The organism is Streptomyces sp. NPDC096324 (genome assembly GCF_044763015.1).
Taxonomy (GTDB): domain Bacteria; phylum Actinomycetota; class Actinomycetes; order Streptomycetales; family Streptomycetaceae; genus Streptomyces.
In genome coordinates this window covers 77,078-93,754 of the sequence record NZ_JBIWFK010000015.1, presented here as the reverse complement: position 1 = coordinate 93,754, position 16,677 = coordinate 77,078, and the positions used below count along the sequence as shown (strand labels likewise).

5 protein-coding genes and 1 pseudogene are annotated in these 16,677 nt (G+C 72.8%); all 6 read left to right on the top strand.

Annotated elements, in window-relative coordinates; all coding sequences use genetic code 11:
• Positions 1-9: 9 nt before the first annotated feature.
• Positions 10-6,564: pseudogene (locus ACIQ7M_RS33420) on the top strand (SDR family NAD(P)-dependent oxidoreductase); the annotation flags it as partial.
• Between the two features lie 9 nt (positions 6,565-6,573).
• Entirely contained in the window at positions 6,574-9,738 is a 3,165-nt protein-coding gene (locus ACIQ7M_RS33415; RefSeq protein ID WP_403651268.1) for a type I polyketide synthase, read from the top strand.
• A gap of 189 nt (positions 9,739-9,927) precedes the next feature.
• Positions 9,928-13,305, top strand: coding sequence for an AMP-binding protein (locus ACIQ7M_RS33410; RefSeq protein WP_403651266.1), 3,378 nt, complete (start codon positions 9,928-9,930; stop codon positions 13,303-13,305).
• A gap of 125 nt (positions 13,306-13,430) precedes the next feature.
• Positions 13,431-14,786 carry a crotonyl-CoA carboxylase/reductase gene (ccrA, locus tag ACIQ7M_RS33405; protein ID WP_403651264.1) on the top strand — a complete coding sequence of 452 codons (1,356 nt, stop codon included), beginning with the start codon at positions 13,431-13,433 and terminating at the stop codon, positions 14,784-14,786.
• A gap of 1 nt (position 14,787) precedes the next feature.
• Positions 14,788-15,777 (top strand): 3-oxoacyl-ACP synthase III family protein, encoded by a 990-nt coding sequence (locus tag ACIQ7M_RS33400; RefSeq protein WP_403651262.1) that lies wholly within the window; start codon positions 14,788-14,790, stop codon positions 15,775-15,777.
• On the top strand, positions 15,774-16,658 hold the full coding sequence (locus ACIQ7M_RS33395; RefSeq protein WP_403651260.1) for a 3-hydroxybutyryl-CoA dehydrogenase: 885 nt from the start codon (positions 15,774-15,776) through the stop codon (positions 16,656-16,658). The genes ACIQ7M_RS33400 and ACIQ7M_RS33395 overlap by 4 nt, the downstream gene beginning before the upstream one ends.
• The last annotated feature ends 19 nt before the right edge of the window (positions 16,659-16,677 follow it).

The following is a 16,677-nucleotide window of genomic DNA, read 5'->3' as shown; positions in this document are numbered from 1 at the left end:
GGGAAAGCGATGACACACGACAACAACGCCGAGGTTCTCGACTACCTCAAGCGCACCTCGATCGAGCTGATCGAGACACGCAGACGCCTCCAGGAACTGACCGACGCCGCCGCCGAGCCCATCGCGATCGTGGGCGCCGCCTGCCGCTACCCGGGCGAGGTGGCCTCCCCCGAAGACCTGTGGGAGCTGGTGCGACAGGGCGCGGACGTCGTGGACGACTTCCCCGACGACCGCAACTGGGACCTGGACACCCTCTACGACCCCGACCCGGACCACCCCGGCACCTGCTACACCCGCAAGGGCGGATTCCTCTACGACGCCGGCGACTTCGACGCCGACTTCTTCGGCATCAACCCGCGCGAGGCACTGTCCGCCGACCCCCAGCAGCGGCTGCTGCTGGAAGCCTCCTGGGAGTCTGTGGAGCGGGCCGGCATCGACCCCGAATCCCTGCACGGCAGCGACACCGGAGTGTTCGCCGGACTCGCCTACTTCGGCTACGGCAACCACTTCACCACCCCGGAGGCCATCGCCGGCTACGCGCAGACCGGTTCCCTGCTGAGCGTGGCGTCCGGGCGGGTGTCGTACGCGCTGGGCCTGCAGGGCCCGGCGGTGTCGACGGACACCGCGTGCTCGTCCTCGCTCGTGGCGGTGCACCAGGCCGTGCAGTCCCTACGGCAGGGCGAATGCGCACTGGCGCTGGCCGGCGGGGTCACCGTCGTGGGGATGCCGCAGGTGTTCCGGGAGATGTCCAAGCAGCGGGGCCTGTCGGTCGACGGACGGTGCAAGGCGTTCGCCGACGCGGCCGACGGCACCGGCTTCGCCGAGGGCGTCGGCATGCTCGTCCTGGAACGCCTCTCCGACGCGCGCCGCAACGGACGCCGGATCTGGGCGGTCATCCGCGGCTCGGCCATCAACCAGGACGGCGCCTCCAACGGCCTGACCGCGCCCAGCGGCCCCGCCCAGCAGCGCGTGATCCGCGCCGCGCTCGCCAACGCCCGCCTGGGGAGCGGCGACATCGACGCGGTCGAGGCCCACGGCACCGGCACCACGCTCGGCGACCCCATCGAGGCCGGCGCCCTGCTCGCCACCTACGGCCAGGACCGCGACACCCGGGACCCCTTGTGGCTGGGATCGCTGAAGTCGAACATCGGCCACACCCAGGCCGCCGCCGGCGTCGGCGGCATCATCAAGATGATCATGGCGATGCGGCACGGCGTACTGCCCCGCACCCTGCACGTCGACCGCCCCTCCACCCACATCGACTGGTCCGCCGGAGCCGTGGAACTGCTCACCGAGGCCCGGGACTGGACCACCCCGGACGGCCGGCCCCGCAGGGCGGGCGTCTCCGCGTTCGGCGTCAGCGGCACCAACGCGCACGTCATCCTCGAACAGGCGCCGCCCGAGGACGACGAGGACGACGAGGACCAGCTGCCCTACTGCCAGAGCGGGCCGGTGCCCTGGGCGCTGTCCGCCCGCTCGGAACAGGCACTGCGCGCCCAGGCCCGCAGCCTGCACGACTTCGCCGCCGCCCGCCCGGACCTGGACCTCCTCGACGCCGCCGCCACGCTGGTGTCCGGCCGCACCCGCTTCGAGCACCGGGCGGTGGCCCTCGGCCACGACCGGACCGAACTGCTGGGCGCGCTCGACGCGCTGAGCCGGGGCGAGGACTCCGCCGCCCTCGTACGCGGCACCGCCGCCGGCGAACCCGGCGGCCCCGTCTACCTGTTCCCCGGCCAGGGATCCCCCTGGGCAGGCGTCGGGCGCCAGTTGTACGACACCCATCCCGTCTTCGCGCAGAGCCTCGACGAGATCTGCGCCCGCTTCGACGCCCACCTGCCCCACCCCCTCAAGCCCGTCCTGCTCGCCGACGAGCCCGAGGGCCGCGACCGCACGGACATCGCCCAGCCCGCCCTGTTCGCCCTCCAGGTCAGCCTCTACCGCCTCCTCACCCGGTACGCCCCCGCACCCGCCCGGCTCATCGGCCACTCCGTCGGCGAGATCGCCGCCGCCCACGTCTCCGGCGTCCTCGACCTGGACACCGCGACCCGGCTCGTCGCCGCCCGCGGCCGCACCATGCAACAGGTCACCGAACCCGGCGCCATGCTCGCCGTCCGCGCCTCCCACCCCCACGTGAGCACCCTGCTGGGCCCCTACGACCGCGTCGGCGTCGCCGCCGTCAACGGCCCCGAGTCCGTCGTCCTCTCCGGCCTGCGCGAACAGGTCCACGCCCTGCGCGACCAGCTCGCCGCCGACGGCGTCTCCGCCAAACTCCTCCCGGTCGCCCACGCCTTCCACTCCCCGCTCATGGACCCGGTCCTCGACGAGTTCGCGGCAGCGCTCGGCGACCTGCCCGACGGCGAGATGACGATCCCCGTCGTCTCCACCCGGCTGGGCCGCGAGGCCACGCTCCAGGAGCTCACCTCCGCCCGCCACTGGGTCGACCACGTCCGTGACCCCGTGCGCTTCTGGGACGCGGTGGACAGCGCCCGCGCCGCCGGCGCGGGTGTCTTCGTGGAGGTGGGACCGGGGGCGACGCTCACCGGCATCACCAAGGAGGCCCTCGCCGCCGAGGGCGTCCACGACGCGCTGGTCGTATCGGCGTCGCGGCGCGACCGCCCCGCCCCGCAGGCCCTGCTCGGCGCACTGGCCCACCTGCACGTGAGCGGCGCCGAGGTGGACCTCCCCGCCCTGTTCGGCCCCCGCCGCACGGTGGACCTGCCGACCTACGCCTTCCAACGGCAGCGCTACTGGATGGACTTCCTCGCCGGGACACAGAACACCGACGTCACCTCCGCCGGCCTCACCGCCCCCGAACACCCCCTGCTCGGCGCCGTGGTGGACCATCCCGGCACCGACGAGCGGGTCTTCACCGACCTGTGGTCCCTGCGCACCCACGGCTGGCTGGGCGACCACACCGTCTTCGGCGCCGTCGTCGTCCCCGCCACGGCCCACCTGGACCTGGCGCTGTCGGCCGGCGCCCACGTCGGCTGCGGCAGGGTCGAGGAACTCACCCTGGCCGTCCCCCTGATCCTGCCCGAGAACGGCGACGTACGGATCCGCATCGTCGTCGGCGCCGCCGACGACAGCGGACGCCGCACCCTGGACGTGTACTCACAAAGCGACGACACCCCCGACCGGGGCGCCTGGACCCGCCACGCGAGCGGCAGCCTGACACCGCTCACCCCACCGGCCCCCGCCCCGGCGCTCACCGCATGGCCACCGGCCGGGGCGAAGCAGCTCGACATCAGCGGCCTCTACGACACGTTCGCGGACGCCGGATTCGACTACGGCCCGCTCTTTCGCGGGCTGCGGGAGGTCTGGCGGCACGGCGAGGACCTCTACGCGCTCGCCACCCTCCCCGACACCGCCGACCCCACCGCCGGCGGCGCCTTCGCCCTGCACCCGGCCCTGCTCGACACCGTCCTGCACGCCTCCATCGCCGCAGGCGTCATCCAGGTGACCGGCGAGCAGGGCCGCATGCCCTTCGCCTGGTCCGGCGTGGACCTGACCGGCCCCTGCCAGCCGACCGTCAGGGTCCGTCTCACCCCCGCCGGCCAGGACGCCGTGTCGCTGACGATCGCCGACCAGCACGGCCGCCCGATCGCCTCCGTCGCCACCCTCGCCTTCCGCCCCGCCGGCGCCGAGCAGGTCCACTCCGCACACGGCCGGCCGCGGCCGCTGTACGAAGTGCGGTGGCGCCCGGTCAAGGACACCGGGCGCACCACCTCCCCAGGGCGCATCGCCGTCCTCGGCACCCCCGGCGGCCCGGCCGCCCGCCTCACCGCCGCCGACGACAGCCCCGCCGTGCACCACGCGTCGATGGACGAGATCCTCACCGGACCCGCACCCGCCCACATCGTCCTGTGCCCGGACGACGACGCCACGACCGGCGCCGGCCTGCTCGACACCGTCGCCGACGCCGGCAAACGGGTCCTGGAGCAGATCCAGCGCTTCCTCGCCGAAGAAACCCTCGCCGCCTCCACCCTGGTGGTCCTCACCCGCCTGGCCGTCGACACCGGCCGGGGCGAGCGCGTCGAGAGCCTGCCCGGCGCGTCCGTGTGGGGCCTGATCCGCTCCGCCCAGACCGAACACCCCGGCCGGTTCAAGCTGATCGACCTCGACGACGCGGACACCTCCTGGACCCGCCTGCCGCAGGCACTCGCCCTGGCCGAGGACCAACTGGCCCTGCGCGAGGGCGCGCCGCTGATCCCCCGGCTGGCAGCGGCCCAGCCGGCCGACCACCGCATCGAGGCACCGCCGGCCGGAGCCCACCGCCTCGGCATCCCCGTCAAGGGCACACTCCAGAACCTCACCTGGGTCCCCTGCCCCGAGGTGGAAGCACCCCTGACACCCGGTCAGGTCCGCATCGCCGTACAGGCCGCCGGCCTCAACTTCCGCGACGTCACCATCGCGCTGGGCCTGGTGGAGCGCACCGCCATCGACGCCGGACTCGGCAGCGAGGGCTCCGGCACCGTCCTCGAAGTAGCCGACGACGTCACCGCGTTCACCCCCGGCGACCGGGTCACCGGCATCTTCAGCGGCGCCTTCGGCCGCACCGCCGTCGCCGACCACCGCATGCTCGTGGCCGTCCCCGACGGCTGGAGCCACGCCCAGGCGGCATCCATGCCGTGCACCTTCCTCACCGCCCACCACGGCCTCTTCGACGTCGCGAACCTCCGAAAGGGCCAGCGCGTCCTCATCCACGCCGCGGCCGGCGGCGTCGGCATGGCCGCCGTCCAACTGGCCCGCCACGCGGGCGCCGAGATCTACGCCACCGCCAGCCCCGCCAAGTGGCCCGCCCTCAAGGCCCTCGGAATCGACGAGGCACACCTGGCGTCCTCCCGCGACCTGGCCTTCGCCGAGAAGTTCCGCCGCACCTCCGGCGGCCGCGGCGTCGACGTCGTCCTCAACTCCCTCGCCCACACCTTCGTCGACGCCTCACTGACCCTGCTCCCGCACGGCGGACACTTCGTCGAGATGGGCAAGACCGACATCCGCGACCCGCAGCGGATCGCGGCCGCCCACCCCGGAGTCGACTACCGGCCCTTCGACCTCTACGAGGCGGGCCCCGACGCCCTCCAGGAGACGTTCCGCTCCGTCATGGACCTGTTCGCCGACGGCAGCGTGCGACTGAGCCCGCTCTCCCTGCGCGACATCCGCGACGCGCGCGCGGTGTTCCGCGAGATGAGCCAGGGCCGCCACATCGGCAAACTCGTCCTGGACGTCGGCGACGGCCTCGGCGGCGGCACCGTCCTGGTCACCGGCGGCACCGGGGGAGTGGGCTCGCTCCTGGCCCGCCACCTCGTCACCGAACACGGCGTCCGCAGCCTGCTGCTGGCCAGCCGCAGCGGCCCCGCCGCCGACGGCGTCGCCGACCTGGTCGCCGAACTCCAGGCCGCGGGAGCGGCCGTCCAGGTCGCCGCCGTCGACATCGGGGACCGGACCGCCGTGGCCGACCTGCTCACGACCCTGCCCGGCCACCACCCGCTGACCGCCGTCGTGCACGCGGCGGGCGTCCTCGCGGACGGCACCGTCGAATCACTGACCGCGCACAGCATCGACCACGTCCTCGCCGCCAAGGCCGGCGGCGCGATCAACCTCCACGAACTCACCCGCGAGCACCACCTGTCGGCGTTCATCCAGTTCTCCGCCCTCGCCGGCACACTCGGCAACGCGGGACAGGCCAACTACGCCGCCGCCAACGCCTTCCTGGACGCCCTCGCCGCCCAGCGCCAAGCCACCGGCCTGCCCGCCACCTCACTGGCCTGGGGCTGGTGGGAACAGAGCAGCGGCATGACCGGCGAACTCGACGCCTCCGACCTCTCCCGGCTGCGCCGCACCGGCATCACCGCCATGCCCACGCCCGAGGCCCTGGCCCTGTTCGACACCGCCCGCGCCGACGGCAGAGCGGCCCTCGTCCCCGCCCACCTGGACCTGACCGTCCTGCGCGCCAAGGACACCGGCGACGTGCCGCCGCTGCTGCGCGACCTCGTCGAGGGCGGCCGCCCGCGCCGCACCAGGGCGAGCACCGCCGACGACAGCGGCCCGGACCGGTGGAGCGCCCGGCTCGCCGGCCTGCCCGCCGACCAGGCCCGCACCGCCGTCCTGGACTGGGTCCGCGACCAGGTCGCCGTCGTCTTCGGACACCCCTCCGGCGCGAGCGTCGACGTCGACGAGGCGTTCACCCGGCTCGGATCCGACTCGCTGATCGCCGTCGAACTCTGCAACCGCCTGAACGCCTCCACCGGTCTTCGACTGCCGTCCACCATCGTCTTCAGTTATCCGACACCACGCGAACTGAGCGACCACATCAGCGACCTGCTGCGACCGCAGGCCGGCCCCGAACCGGCCCCGGCGGACCAGGACGCGGCGATCCGCGACGTACTGCGGACCGTCTCCATCGACAGCCTGCGCGGCGCGGGCCTCCTCGAACTGGTCCTGGCCTGCGCCGCCACCCCCGCGCCGGACACCGCCACCCCGGCACCCGACGAGACGGCCGGCGCGGAGGGACTGTCGGACCTGGACCTCGAAGCACTGGTCGACCTGGCCCTGGAAGAGAATTAGGAGAGTGCCATGACCGATTCCGCGGAACGCACGGCGGACGGCGCGGACCGGGTCCAGCGGGCGCTGCGCACGCTCCTGGAGGAACGCGACCGCCTCCGGCAGGAGAACGACGCCCTCAAGGCCGGCCGCGGCGAACCCATCGCCGTGGTGGCCATGGCCTGCCGCTACCCCGGAGGCGTGACGAGTCCCGAGGAACTGTGGGACGTGATCCGCGAGGGCCGCGACGTCATCGGCGGCTTCCCCACGGACCGCGGATGGCGCGACGTGTACGACCCGGACCGAGACGCCACCGGCCACGCCTACACCGACCAGGGCGGCTTCCTCGACGACGTCGCCGGCTGGGACGCCGACTTCTTCGGCACCAGCCCGCGCGAGGCACTGGCGGTCGACCCGCACCACCGCCTGCTGCTGGAGACCTCCTGGGAGGCCTTTGAACGCGCCGGCATCGTCCCCGCCGACGTCCGCGGCTCCGAGGTCGGCGTCTTCTCCGGAGTCAGCTCCTCCGAGTACGGCTGGCGCTTCCTGGAGGGCGGGCAGAAGGACCTGGAGGGCTACCTGCTGTACGGCAGCGCCCTGAGCGTCGCCTCCGGCCGCGTGGCCTACGAACTCGGCCTGACGGGACCCGCGGTGTCGGTGGACACGGCGTGCTCGTCGTCGCTGGTGGCCCTCCACATGGCGGTGCGGTCCCTGCGCTCGGGGGAGTGCTCCCTGGCGCTGGCCGGCGGGGCCCTGGTGATGGCGACACCCGCGATGTTCGTGGAGTTCTCCCGCCAGGCCGCCCTCTCGCCCGACGGCCGCTGCAAGGCCTTCGCGGACGGCGCCGACGGCACCGGCTGGGCCGAGGGCGTGGGCGTGCTGCTCCTGGAACGGCTGTCCGACGCCCGCCGCAACAACCACCCGGTGCTGGCCCTCGTACGCGGCAGCGCGGTCAACCAGGACGGCGCCAGCAACGGCCTGACCGCCCCCAACGGCCGCGCCCAGGAGAAGGTGATCCGAAAAGCCCTGGCCGACGCGGGCGTCACCCCCGCCGAGGTCGACCTCGTCGAGGCCCACGGCACCGGAACCGTGCTCGGCGACCCCATCGAGGCCGGCGCACTGCTGGCCGCCTACGGCCAAGGCCGCGACCAGGACCGGCCGCTGTGGCTGGGCTCCCTGAAGTCGAACCTCGGACACGCCCAGGCCGCCGCCGGGGTCGGCGGGGTCATCAAGGCCGTCATGGCCATGCGCCACGGCCACCTGCCCAAGACCCTCCACGTGACCGAGCCCTCGCACCACGTGGACTGGTCCGCCGGCGCGGTCCGGATCCTCACGGAGGGCCGCGCGTGGACGAGGACGGACGGCCCGCGCCGGGCCGGGGTGTCCTCCTTCGGCGTCAGCGGCACCAACGCCCACGTCGTCCTGGAGGAGGCCCCGCCCCAGGACCAGGACCGGGACCAGGACCGGGACCAGACCCGGGAGCCGGAGCAGCACGACGAGCACGGTTCGGACGCGGGCGTCGTCGGCGGCCTGATCCCGTGGACGGTGTCGGGCAAGACGGCCAAGGCCCTCAGGCAGCAGGCGGCCAGGCTGCGCGACTTCGCCGCCGGCACCGGCCCGGACCTCGCCGGAACCGGCTGGTCACTGCTCGCGCACCGCTCCCGGTTCGAGCACCGCGCGGTCGTCCTGGGCCGCACCAAGGACGAACTCCTCGACGCACTCAAGGCGTTGAGCGAGGGCACGGAGTCCGCCGCGGTGGTCGGCGGCACGGCGGGCGACCTCGGCTCCGTCGCCTTCATGTTCCCCGGACAGGGCTCCCAGTGGGTCGGCATGGGCCGCGAACTGTACGCCGCCTTCCCGGTGTTCGCGCGGAGCCTGGACGCCTGCGCGACCGCCCTGGCCGAATGGACCGACTGGTCACTGCTCGACGTCATCCACGCACGTGCGGGCGCGCCGGGCCTGGACCGGGTGGACGTGGTGCAGCCCGCACTGTTCTCGGTGATGGTGTCCATGGCCGCCCTGTGGCGGTCCTGGGGCGTGAAACCCTCCGCGGTGGTGGGCCACAGCCAGGGCGAGATCGCCGCCGCCCATGTGTGCGGCGCCCTGACCCTGCGCGACGCCACCAAGATCGTGGCACTGCGCAGCAAGGCCCTGGTGGAACTGATCGGACACGGCGGCATGGCCTTCGTCGCCGAGTCCGAGACGGTGGTGCAACAGCACCTGACACCGTGGAGCGACCGGATCAGCATCGCCGTGGTCAACGGACCCCGCGCGGTCGTGGTGTCCGGAGAACCCGACGCGCTCGACGAATTCATCGAGAAGATGAAGGCCGACGGCTGCCAGGCCCAGCGCATCAAGGTCGATTACGCCTCGCATTCGCATCAGGTGACCCGGGTACGGGACGAGGTGCTCCACGCACTGTCCGACGTGAACCCGAAAACGTCGGAACTGCCTTTCTATTCCACCCTGTACGGCGAAATCATCGACACCGCCCGGCTGGACGCCGAGTATTGGTACAACAACCTGCGCGAGAAGGTCCGCTTCGAATCCTCCGTACGGCAGATGGCCGCGGACGGCTTCCGGGTGTTCGTCGAGATGAGCCCGCACCCCGTGCTGACCGTCCCCGTGCAGGAGATGGTCGAGGACCTGGACGACGCGCTGGTGCTGTCCTCCTCGCGGCGCGGCCGGGGCGAGGTGGAGGCCGTCCTCGGCTCCCTGGCCGCGCTGCACGTGCGCGGCGGAGACGTCGACTGGTCCGCCCTGTTCACCACCCGCCGGCAGGTCGATCTGCCGACCTACGCCTTCCAGCGGCAGCGGTACTGGCTCAGCTCCGCACCCACCGCCGCCGTGAGCGCACAAGCATCCCCGACAGAGGCGCCGCAGACGGCCGACGACCAGCAAGTTCCGCTGCCGCAACGGCTCGTGGCGCTCGTCCCCGACGACGCCCAGGCCCTCGTCCTCGACCATGTCCTCGAACGGGTCGCCGTCGTGCTCGGCCACCCCTCCACCGAATCCATCGACCCCGACGGCGAGTTCACGAAGATAGGCTTCGACTCGATGCTGTCGGCGGACCTGAGTAAACGCCTGACCGCCTCCACCGGCCTGAAACTGCGGCCGAACGTGGTGCTGCGCCACCCCTCACCGCGGCTGATCGCCCGGCACATCGTCTCCTCGCTGGCCGGACCCGGCGCACGCTGACCGGCCGGGCGACCCGCCCCGGTCACGGGTGCCACCGCGCCCGCGCGGAAAGGCGCCCCCGGGGCAATGTCCCGCCGGAAGCTCCCGCCCGAATGTCCCGCCGGCGGGACACCGCAAGCCCCCAAGAGGCTTGTCCCGCCCCCGTACCAAGTTGTCTTGACCTGCTGATTCACCTTCCGTGAAGGTGGGGTGATCTGCGAATTCATCCGATTCCCGGACCTGTTTGCCAAGGGGTTGATCCGTGTGCGTGCATTCGCTGCTTCGTCCGCGCATAAAGGACTGTGGCTGGCGGAGGAAATGTCTGCCGACACACTGAACCACGCACTGACCATGTGGGACGTGGACGGTGAACTCGACCCGGCCGTCATGGAATCCGCGTTCCTGCACGTGCTGGACGAGGCCGAGGTCCTGCGCGTCACCTTCGCCGACGACGGCGACGGACTGCGCTACGCGCCGCGCGAACTGGGGGACTGGCGGCCCTTCCTCCTCGACCTGACCGCCGAGACGGACCCCGAGCAGGCGGCACGCGACGCGCTGGCCGACCTGATCCGCAAGCCGTTCGACCTCGGCCACGACCTGCTGTTCCGGATGGGCGTCATCACCCTCGCGCCGGCCCGCTCCCTCGTGGTGATCGCCTACCACCACCTCGTCTCGGACGGCTTCGGCACCGGCGGCCTGCTCTCCAGGCGTCTCGCCGAGGTCTACACGGCACTGGCCCGCGGCGAACAGGTCCCCGCCCTGCCCCACCCCTGGGACGCCGAGCCGTTCGCCACCGAGGCGGCCGACTACCTCGCCTCCGACGAGTTCACCGACGACACCGCGTTCTGGCGCGACTACCTCGCCGACGCACCCGCCCCCGCCCAGATCCCGCGCGTCGCCCTGTCCGACGCCGAACGCGCCACGCTGTCCGAGCCGATGAGCGACGCCGACCGCTGGGGCGAACTGACCGAGCCCATCGGCATGGTCAGCCGCACCCTGACCGTCCCGCACGCCGAGGCCGACGCCTGGACCCGGGCGGCCAAGACGATGGGCGTGTTCACCTCCACGCTGCTGACCACCGCCGCGGTCGTGTTCTTCCGCCACCGCTGCGACCGCCCCGAGGTCCTGCTCTCCCTCGCCGTCGGCAACCGGGCCGGCATCGCCGGCAGGACACCCGGCCTCGCCGTGAACGTCGTCCCCGTACGCGTGAAGGTCCCGCTGAACACCACCTTCACCGACCTCGCCGACGCGATCGCCGACGAGACGTACGAGATCTCCGGCCACACCGCCTGCCACTACTCGGACATCCAGCGCGCGAGCCGGACCGCCCTGAGCGACCGCGGCAGCTTCGGCGCCGTCGTGAACGTCGTCGAGTTCGTCGGCCGACTCCACTTCGGCGACCACCCGGCCCGCTACCTCGGCGGAACCACCGGCTCCTTCGACGAACTGTCCATCGGCGTCTACAGCGACGGCAGCGCCGAGAGCGACCTCTACATCCGCCTCGACGCCCCCGCACGCCTCTACGACCGGGCGGAACTGCGCTTCATCGGCGAGGAGTTGATCGACCACATCCGCGCCGTGGTGGCCGACGGGGAACAGAGCGTCGGCGCCCTGGACGTGCTCACCGGTGCCGGACGCGAGCGGGTGCTGACCGGGCCGAACGACACCGGCGCACCCCTTCCCGCGCTGACGGTCCCTCAACTGTTCGCCCGCCAGGCGGCATCGGCCCCCGACGCCGTCGCCCTCCGGTCCGGTGACCTCACCCTCTCCTACCGCGAACTGGACGAGCGCTCCGGCCGGCTGGCCGCCGTACTGCGCCGGCACGGCGTCGGGCCCGACACGGTCGTTGCGGTGGCGCTGGAGCGGTCGGTGGACCTGGCCGTCGCCCTGCTGGGCGTGGTGAAGGCGGGCGGAGCCTACCTGTCCCTCGACCCGGCGCTGCCCGCCGCGCAGGCCAAACTCGTGACCGGCGACGCCGCCGCGCACGCCCTGCTCACCGACGCCGCGACCGCCCGGGCGCTCTCGGCCGGCCTGGGGATCCCGGCCCTCGTACTCACCGACCTCACCACCGACGCCGCACCCGCCGCCGCCCCGGCCACCGCCTCCGATGGCGCCCTGGCGGCCGCCTCCGATGGCGTACAGGCAGTCGCCGCCGATGCCGCATCGGCCGCCACCGGTGCCGCACCGGCATCCACCCAGCTCCCACTCCCGCACCCGCTCCCGCACCCGGACAACCTCGTGGCCGTGAGCCCCACGTCGACGACCGGCGCCGTCACCGCGGTCGGCATCACCCACCGCGCCATGGAGCGGCTCGTCCTGGACCGCACCTGGCAAGGCGCCGCCCGCGGCACCGTGCTGTGGCACACCCCGGCCACCTCCGACTCCCTCGCCCTCGAACTGTGGGCGCCCCTGCTGGGCGGCGGCCGCGTGGTCGTGGCTCCCCCCGGCGAACTCGACGCCGACACACTGACCCGGGCACACGCGGAGCACGGCATCACCGCCGTGTGGCTGACCGCCGGCCGGTTCACGGCGATCGCCGCCCAGCACCCCGCCTCCCTCGCCGGACTGCGCGAGGTGTTCACCGGCGGCGACCGCGTACCCACGGCCGCGCTGCGCCGTATCCGCCAGGCCTGCCCCGAGACGACGATCGTCACCGGCCACGGCCCCACGGAAGCCGCCCAGTTCGCCGCCACCGACCGCCTGACCCCGGACCGGCAGGAACACCGGCCGGGCACCCTCGGCCGCCCGGCGGACAACACCCGCCTCCACGTCCTGGGCCCGGGCCTGGCACCCGTCCCCGCCGGCGTCACCGGCGAGCTGTACGTGGCCGGCCCCGGCGTGGCACGCGGATACCTCGGACGCCCCGCACCGACCGCGGAGCACTTCGTGCCCTGCCCCTTCGGCCCGCCCGGCACCCTGATGCACCGCACCGGCGACCGGGTGCGCTGGGGCGCCGACGGCCGGATCGAACACGTCGCCGACGCGGGCGCCCGGGCCGACGTACGCGGTGCCGGCGTCGAGCCGGCCGAGGTCGAGGAAGTACTGGCCGAACACCCCCACCTCGCCCGATCGGTCGTCGCCGTCAAGGCGGACGCGGCCGGGCAGCCGCGCCTGGTGGCCTACGTCGTCCCCGTGAACGGCCAGACCCTGTCCGCCGACGAACTGCGCGGCTTCGCCGCGAAGCGACTCCCGGAGTCCGTGGTCCCGACCCTGTTCACCGTGCTGGAACACCTGCCGGTGACGGCGGGCGGCCGCCTCGACCGGGCGGCCCTGCCCGACCCCGCCACCGAGCCGGACACCTACCGCGCACCGCGCAACGACACCGAACGGATCCTCGCCAAGGCGTTCGCCGAGGTGCTGGAACTGGACCGGGTCGGCATCGACGAGGACTTCTTCGACCTCGGCGGCAACTCGCTGCGCGCGATCCGCCTGGTCGGCCTGATCCGGACGGAGCTCAAGCAGGAGGTGTCCATCCGCCGCCTGTTCGCGGCGCGCACCATCACCGGCCTGTCGGACATGTGGAAGGACCTCGGCCAGTCCAGCAGGCCGAGCCTGCGCAGGCGGACGAAGGAGGGCGCGGTCCTCTGACGCCGGGGGTCCTTTGAGGCCGGGGTCCTCCGATGCCGGGGAACCCCAGCCGCCGGGATCCTCCGACGCCGGGCACGGCCCGGCCCGGTCAGCAGCGGTTCGGCACGGCGAAGGCGAAGGAAGCCATGGATTCTCTGACACAGGCCCTGCTGTCCGGGGCCGGCCCGGACGAACTTGGGCGGCACGAACTCCCCCCGACCTACGAGGCGGCGCACCTCCTGGCCGCGGACCTCGGCATGTTCGACGGCGTCGCGGACAACGACGTCCGCAAGTCGCTGCACGTCGGACAGGTCCCCCTGCCGGACATCGCGCCGGACGAGGTGGTCGTCGCCGTCATGGCGAGCTCCATCAACTACAACACCGTATGGTCGGCGACGTTCGAACCGGTGCCCACCTTCGAGTTCCTCAAGCGCGGCGCCCGCCAAGGCGGTTGGGCCGCCCGGCACGACCTGCCCCACCACGTGGTCGGCTCGGACGCCTCCGGCGTCGTCGTGCGCGCCGGGGCGGGGGTGCGGCACTGGAAGACGGGCGACCACGTCGTCGTGAGCTGCGTCCAGGTCGACGAGCAGGAACCGGCCACGCACGCCGACGCGATGCTCGGGCAGGGGCAGAAGATCTGGGGCTACGAGACCAACTTCGGCGGCCTCGCCCACTACGCCGTGGTCCGCGCCAGCCAACTCCTTCCCAAACCCACCCACTTGACCTGGGAGGAGTCGGCCGGGGTGCTGCTGACCGCGGCTACCTCCTACCGGATGCTGGTCGGCGACAACGGCGCCCGCATCAAGCAGGGCGACATCGTCCTCATCTGGGGCGCCACCGGCGGCCTCGGCGCGTTCGCGGTGCAGATGGTCAAGAACGCGGGCGGAATCCCCATCGGCGTGGTCGGCTCCGAGCACAAGGCCGAGGCACTGCGCCGCCTGGGCTGCGACGTGGTCATCAACCGCAACGACATCGGCATGGGCGGCGACGACGCGCCCACCCCCGAGCGCACCATCGAACTGGGCAAACGGCTCGGACGCGAGATCCGCCGGCAGGTCGGCGAGGACCCGCACGTCGTGTTCGACTACGTCGGCCGGGCCACCTTCGGGATCTCCGTGTTCGTCGTGCGCAAGGGCGGCACCGTCGTCACCTGCGGCTCCAGCACCGGCTACGACCACCACTTCGACAACCGCTACCTGTGGATGAACCTCAAACGGATCATCGGCAGCCACGCCGCGAACCTCCAGGAACAGGCCGAGTGCAACCGGCTCTTCCAGCTCGGGCACCTCTCACCGATCCTCTCCGAGGTCTTCCCCCTGGCGGACGTGGGCGAGGCCGCACGCCTGGTCCAGCAGAACAAGCACATCGGCAAGGTCGGCGTGCTCTGCCTCGCCCCCGAACAAGGACTCGGCGTCACCGACCCCGCCCTGCGCGAGAAGATCGGCGTCCAGCGCCTCAACCCGCTGCGCCCGGGCGCACCCGACCGGGCCGGAGCGTCGTGACATGGGCATCGGCATACTCTCCACCGGCTCCTACCTGCCCAAGCACGAGGTCGGCAACGAGGAGGTCGCCGAACGCGTCGGCGTCACCGCCGAGTGGATCGAACGCAAGACGCAGATCAAATCCCGGCGCTACGCCGCCGAGCACGAGGCGACCTCCGACCTGGCGGTCAAGGCCGCCGAACGCGCCCTGGAGCAGGCGGGGCTGGGCCCCGGGCAGATCGACCACATCATCGTCTCCACCTCCACCGGGGACTTCCCGCAGCCGCCCACCTCCTACCTGGTGCAGCACGGCCTGGGCGCCTACGGCGCGGCCTGCTTCGACGTCAACGTCGTGTGCAGCGGCTTCGTCTACGCCCTCGCGCTGGCCCACAGCCTGGTGACCGTGAACCCCACCGCCCGCGTCCTGGTCATCGGCGCGGACGTCTACTCGCGGATCCTGGACTTCACCGACCGCAGGACCGCGATCCTGTTCGCCGACGGCGCCGGCGCCGCGGTCGTCGGCACGGTCCCCGAACCGTACGGGATCATCGCCACCGACCTGGCCAGCCGCGGCGACGCCCACCACCTGATCCGCGTCGAGGCCGGCGGCAGCCGCCGACCCGCCTCGGCGGCCACCGTCGCCGAGGGCGGCCACTACTTCAAGATGGACGGCCGCGGGGTACGGGACTTCGTCGCCGAGCACGTCCCGCCCGCGCTCCTCGCCCTCACCCACCGGGCCGGCGTCGACATCGGCGCGGTCGACCACTTCGTACCGCACCAGGCCAACGGCGTGATGCTTGGCGAGGTCGTCGAGCGCACCGGACTCGGCGCCGCGCACACCCACCGCACGCTGACCAGGTACGGCAACGTCGGCAGCGCCTCCGTACCGGTCGCCCTCGACGAGGCCCACCGCACCGGCGCCCTCAAGACGGGCGACCTGGTCCTGCTCGCCGGGTTCGGCGGCGGCATGTCGATCGGAGCGACACTTCTGAACTGGGGGACCCCCACATGACCTTGTCCACACATCAGACCGGCGCCGGCATCGAGCGGGTCGGCGTCGCCGGCAGCGGCATCATGGGCACCGGCATCGCCGAACTGTGCGCCAAGAGCGGACTGGACGTGAGGGTCGCGGTGTTCTCCGAGGCCTCGCTCGTGAGCGCGCCGCGGCGGCTGGCCGCATCGCTGGAACGGGGCGTGGCCAGGGGCAAACTGACCGCGCCCGAACGCGACGCGGCCCTGGCCCGGGTGTCGTTCACCCGCGACCTCGCCGATCTGGCGGACCGGCAGCTGGTGATCGAGGCGGTCAAGGAGGACGAGCAGCTCAAGCTGGAGCTGTTCGCCACCCTCGACAAGACCGTCGAGGACCCGGACGCGATCCTGGCGACCAACACCTCCTCCATCCCCGTCGTACGGCTCGCCGCCGCGACCCGCCGCCCCGGCCAGGTCCTCGGCATCCACTTCTTCAACCCGGTGCCCGCGCTGCCGCTGGTCGAGCTCGTCTCCTCGGTCCTGACCGAGGAGAGGGTCGGCGAGCGGGCGCTGGTCTTCGTCCGCGACACCCTGGGCAAGAAGCCGATCGCCTCCCCGGACCGGGCCGGCTTCCTCGTCAACGCCCTGCTGTTCCCCTACCTGCTGTCCGCGATCCGGATGGTCGAGTCGGGACTTGCGAGCGCCGAGGTCGTCGACCAGGGCATGGAACAGGGCTGCGCGCACCCGATGGGCCCGTTGCGGCTCGCCGACCTCATCGGCCTGGACACCACCGTCTCCATCGCGCAAGCCATGTACGAGGAGTTCAAGGAGCCCCTGTACGCGCCGCCGCCGCTGCTTTTGCGCATGGTCGAGGGCGGCCTGCTGGGCAAGAAGTCCGGCCGGGGCTTTCACACTTATGCCTGAGCGGGCATCGTTGGTCCTC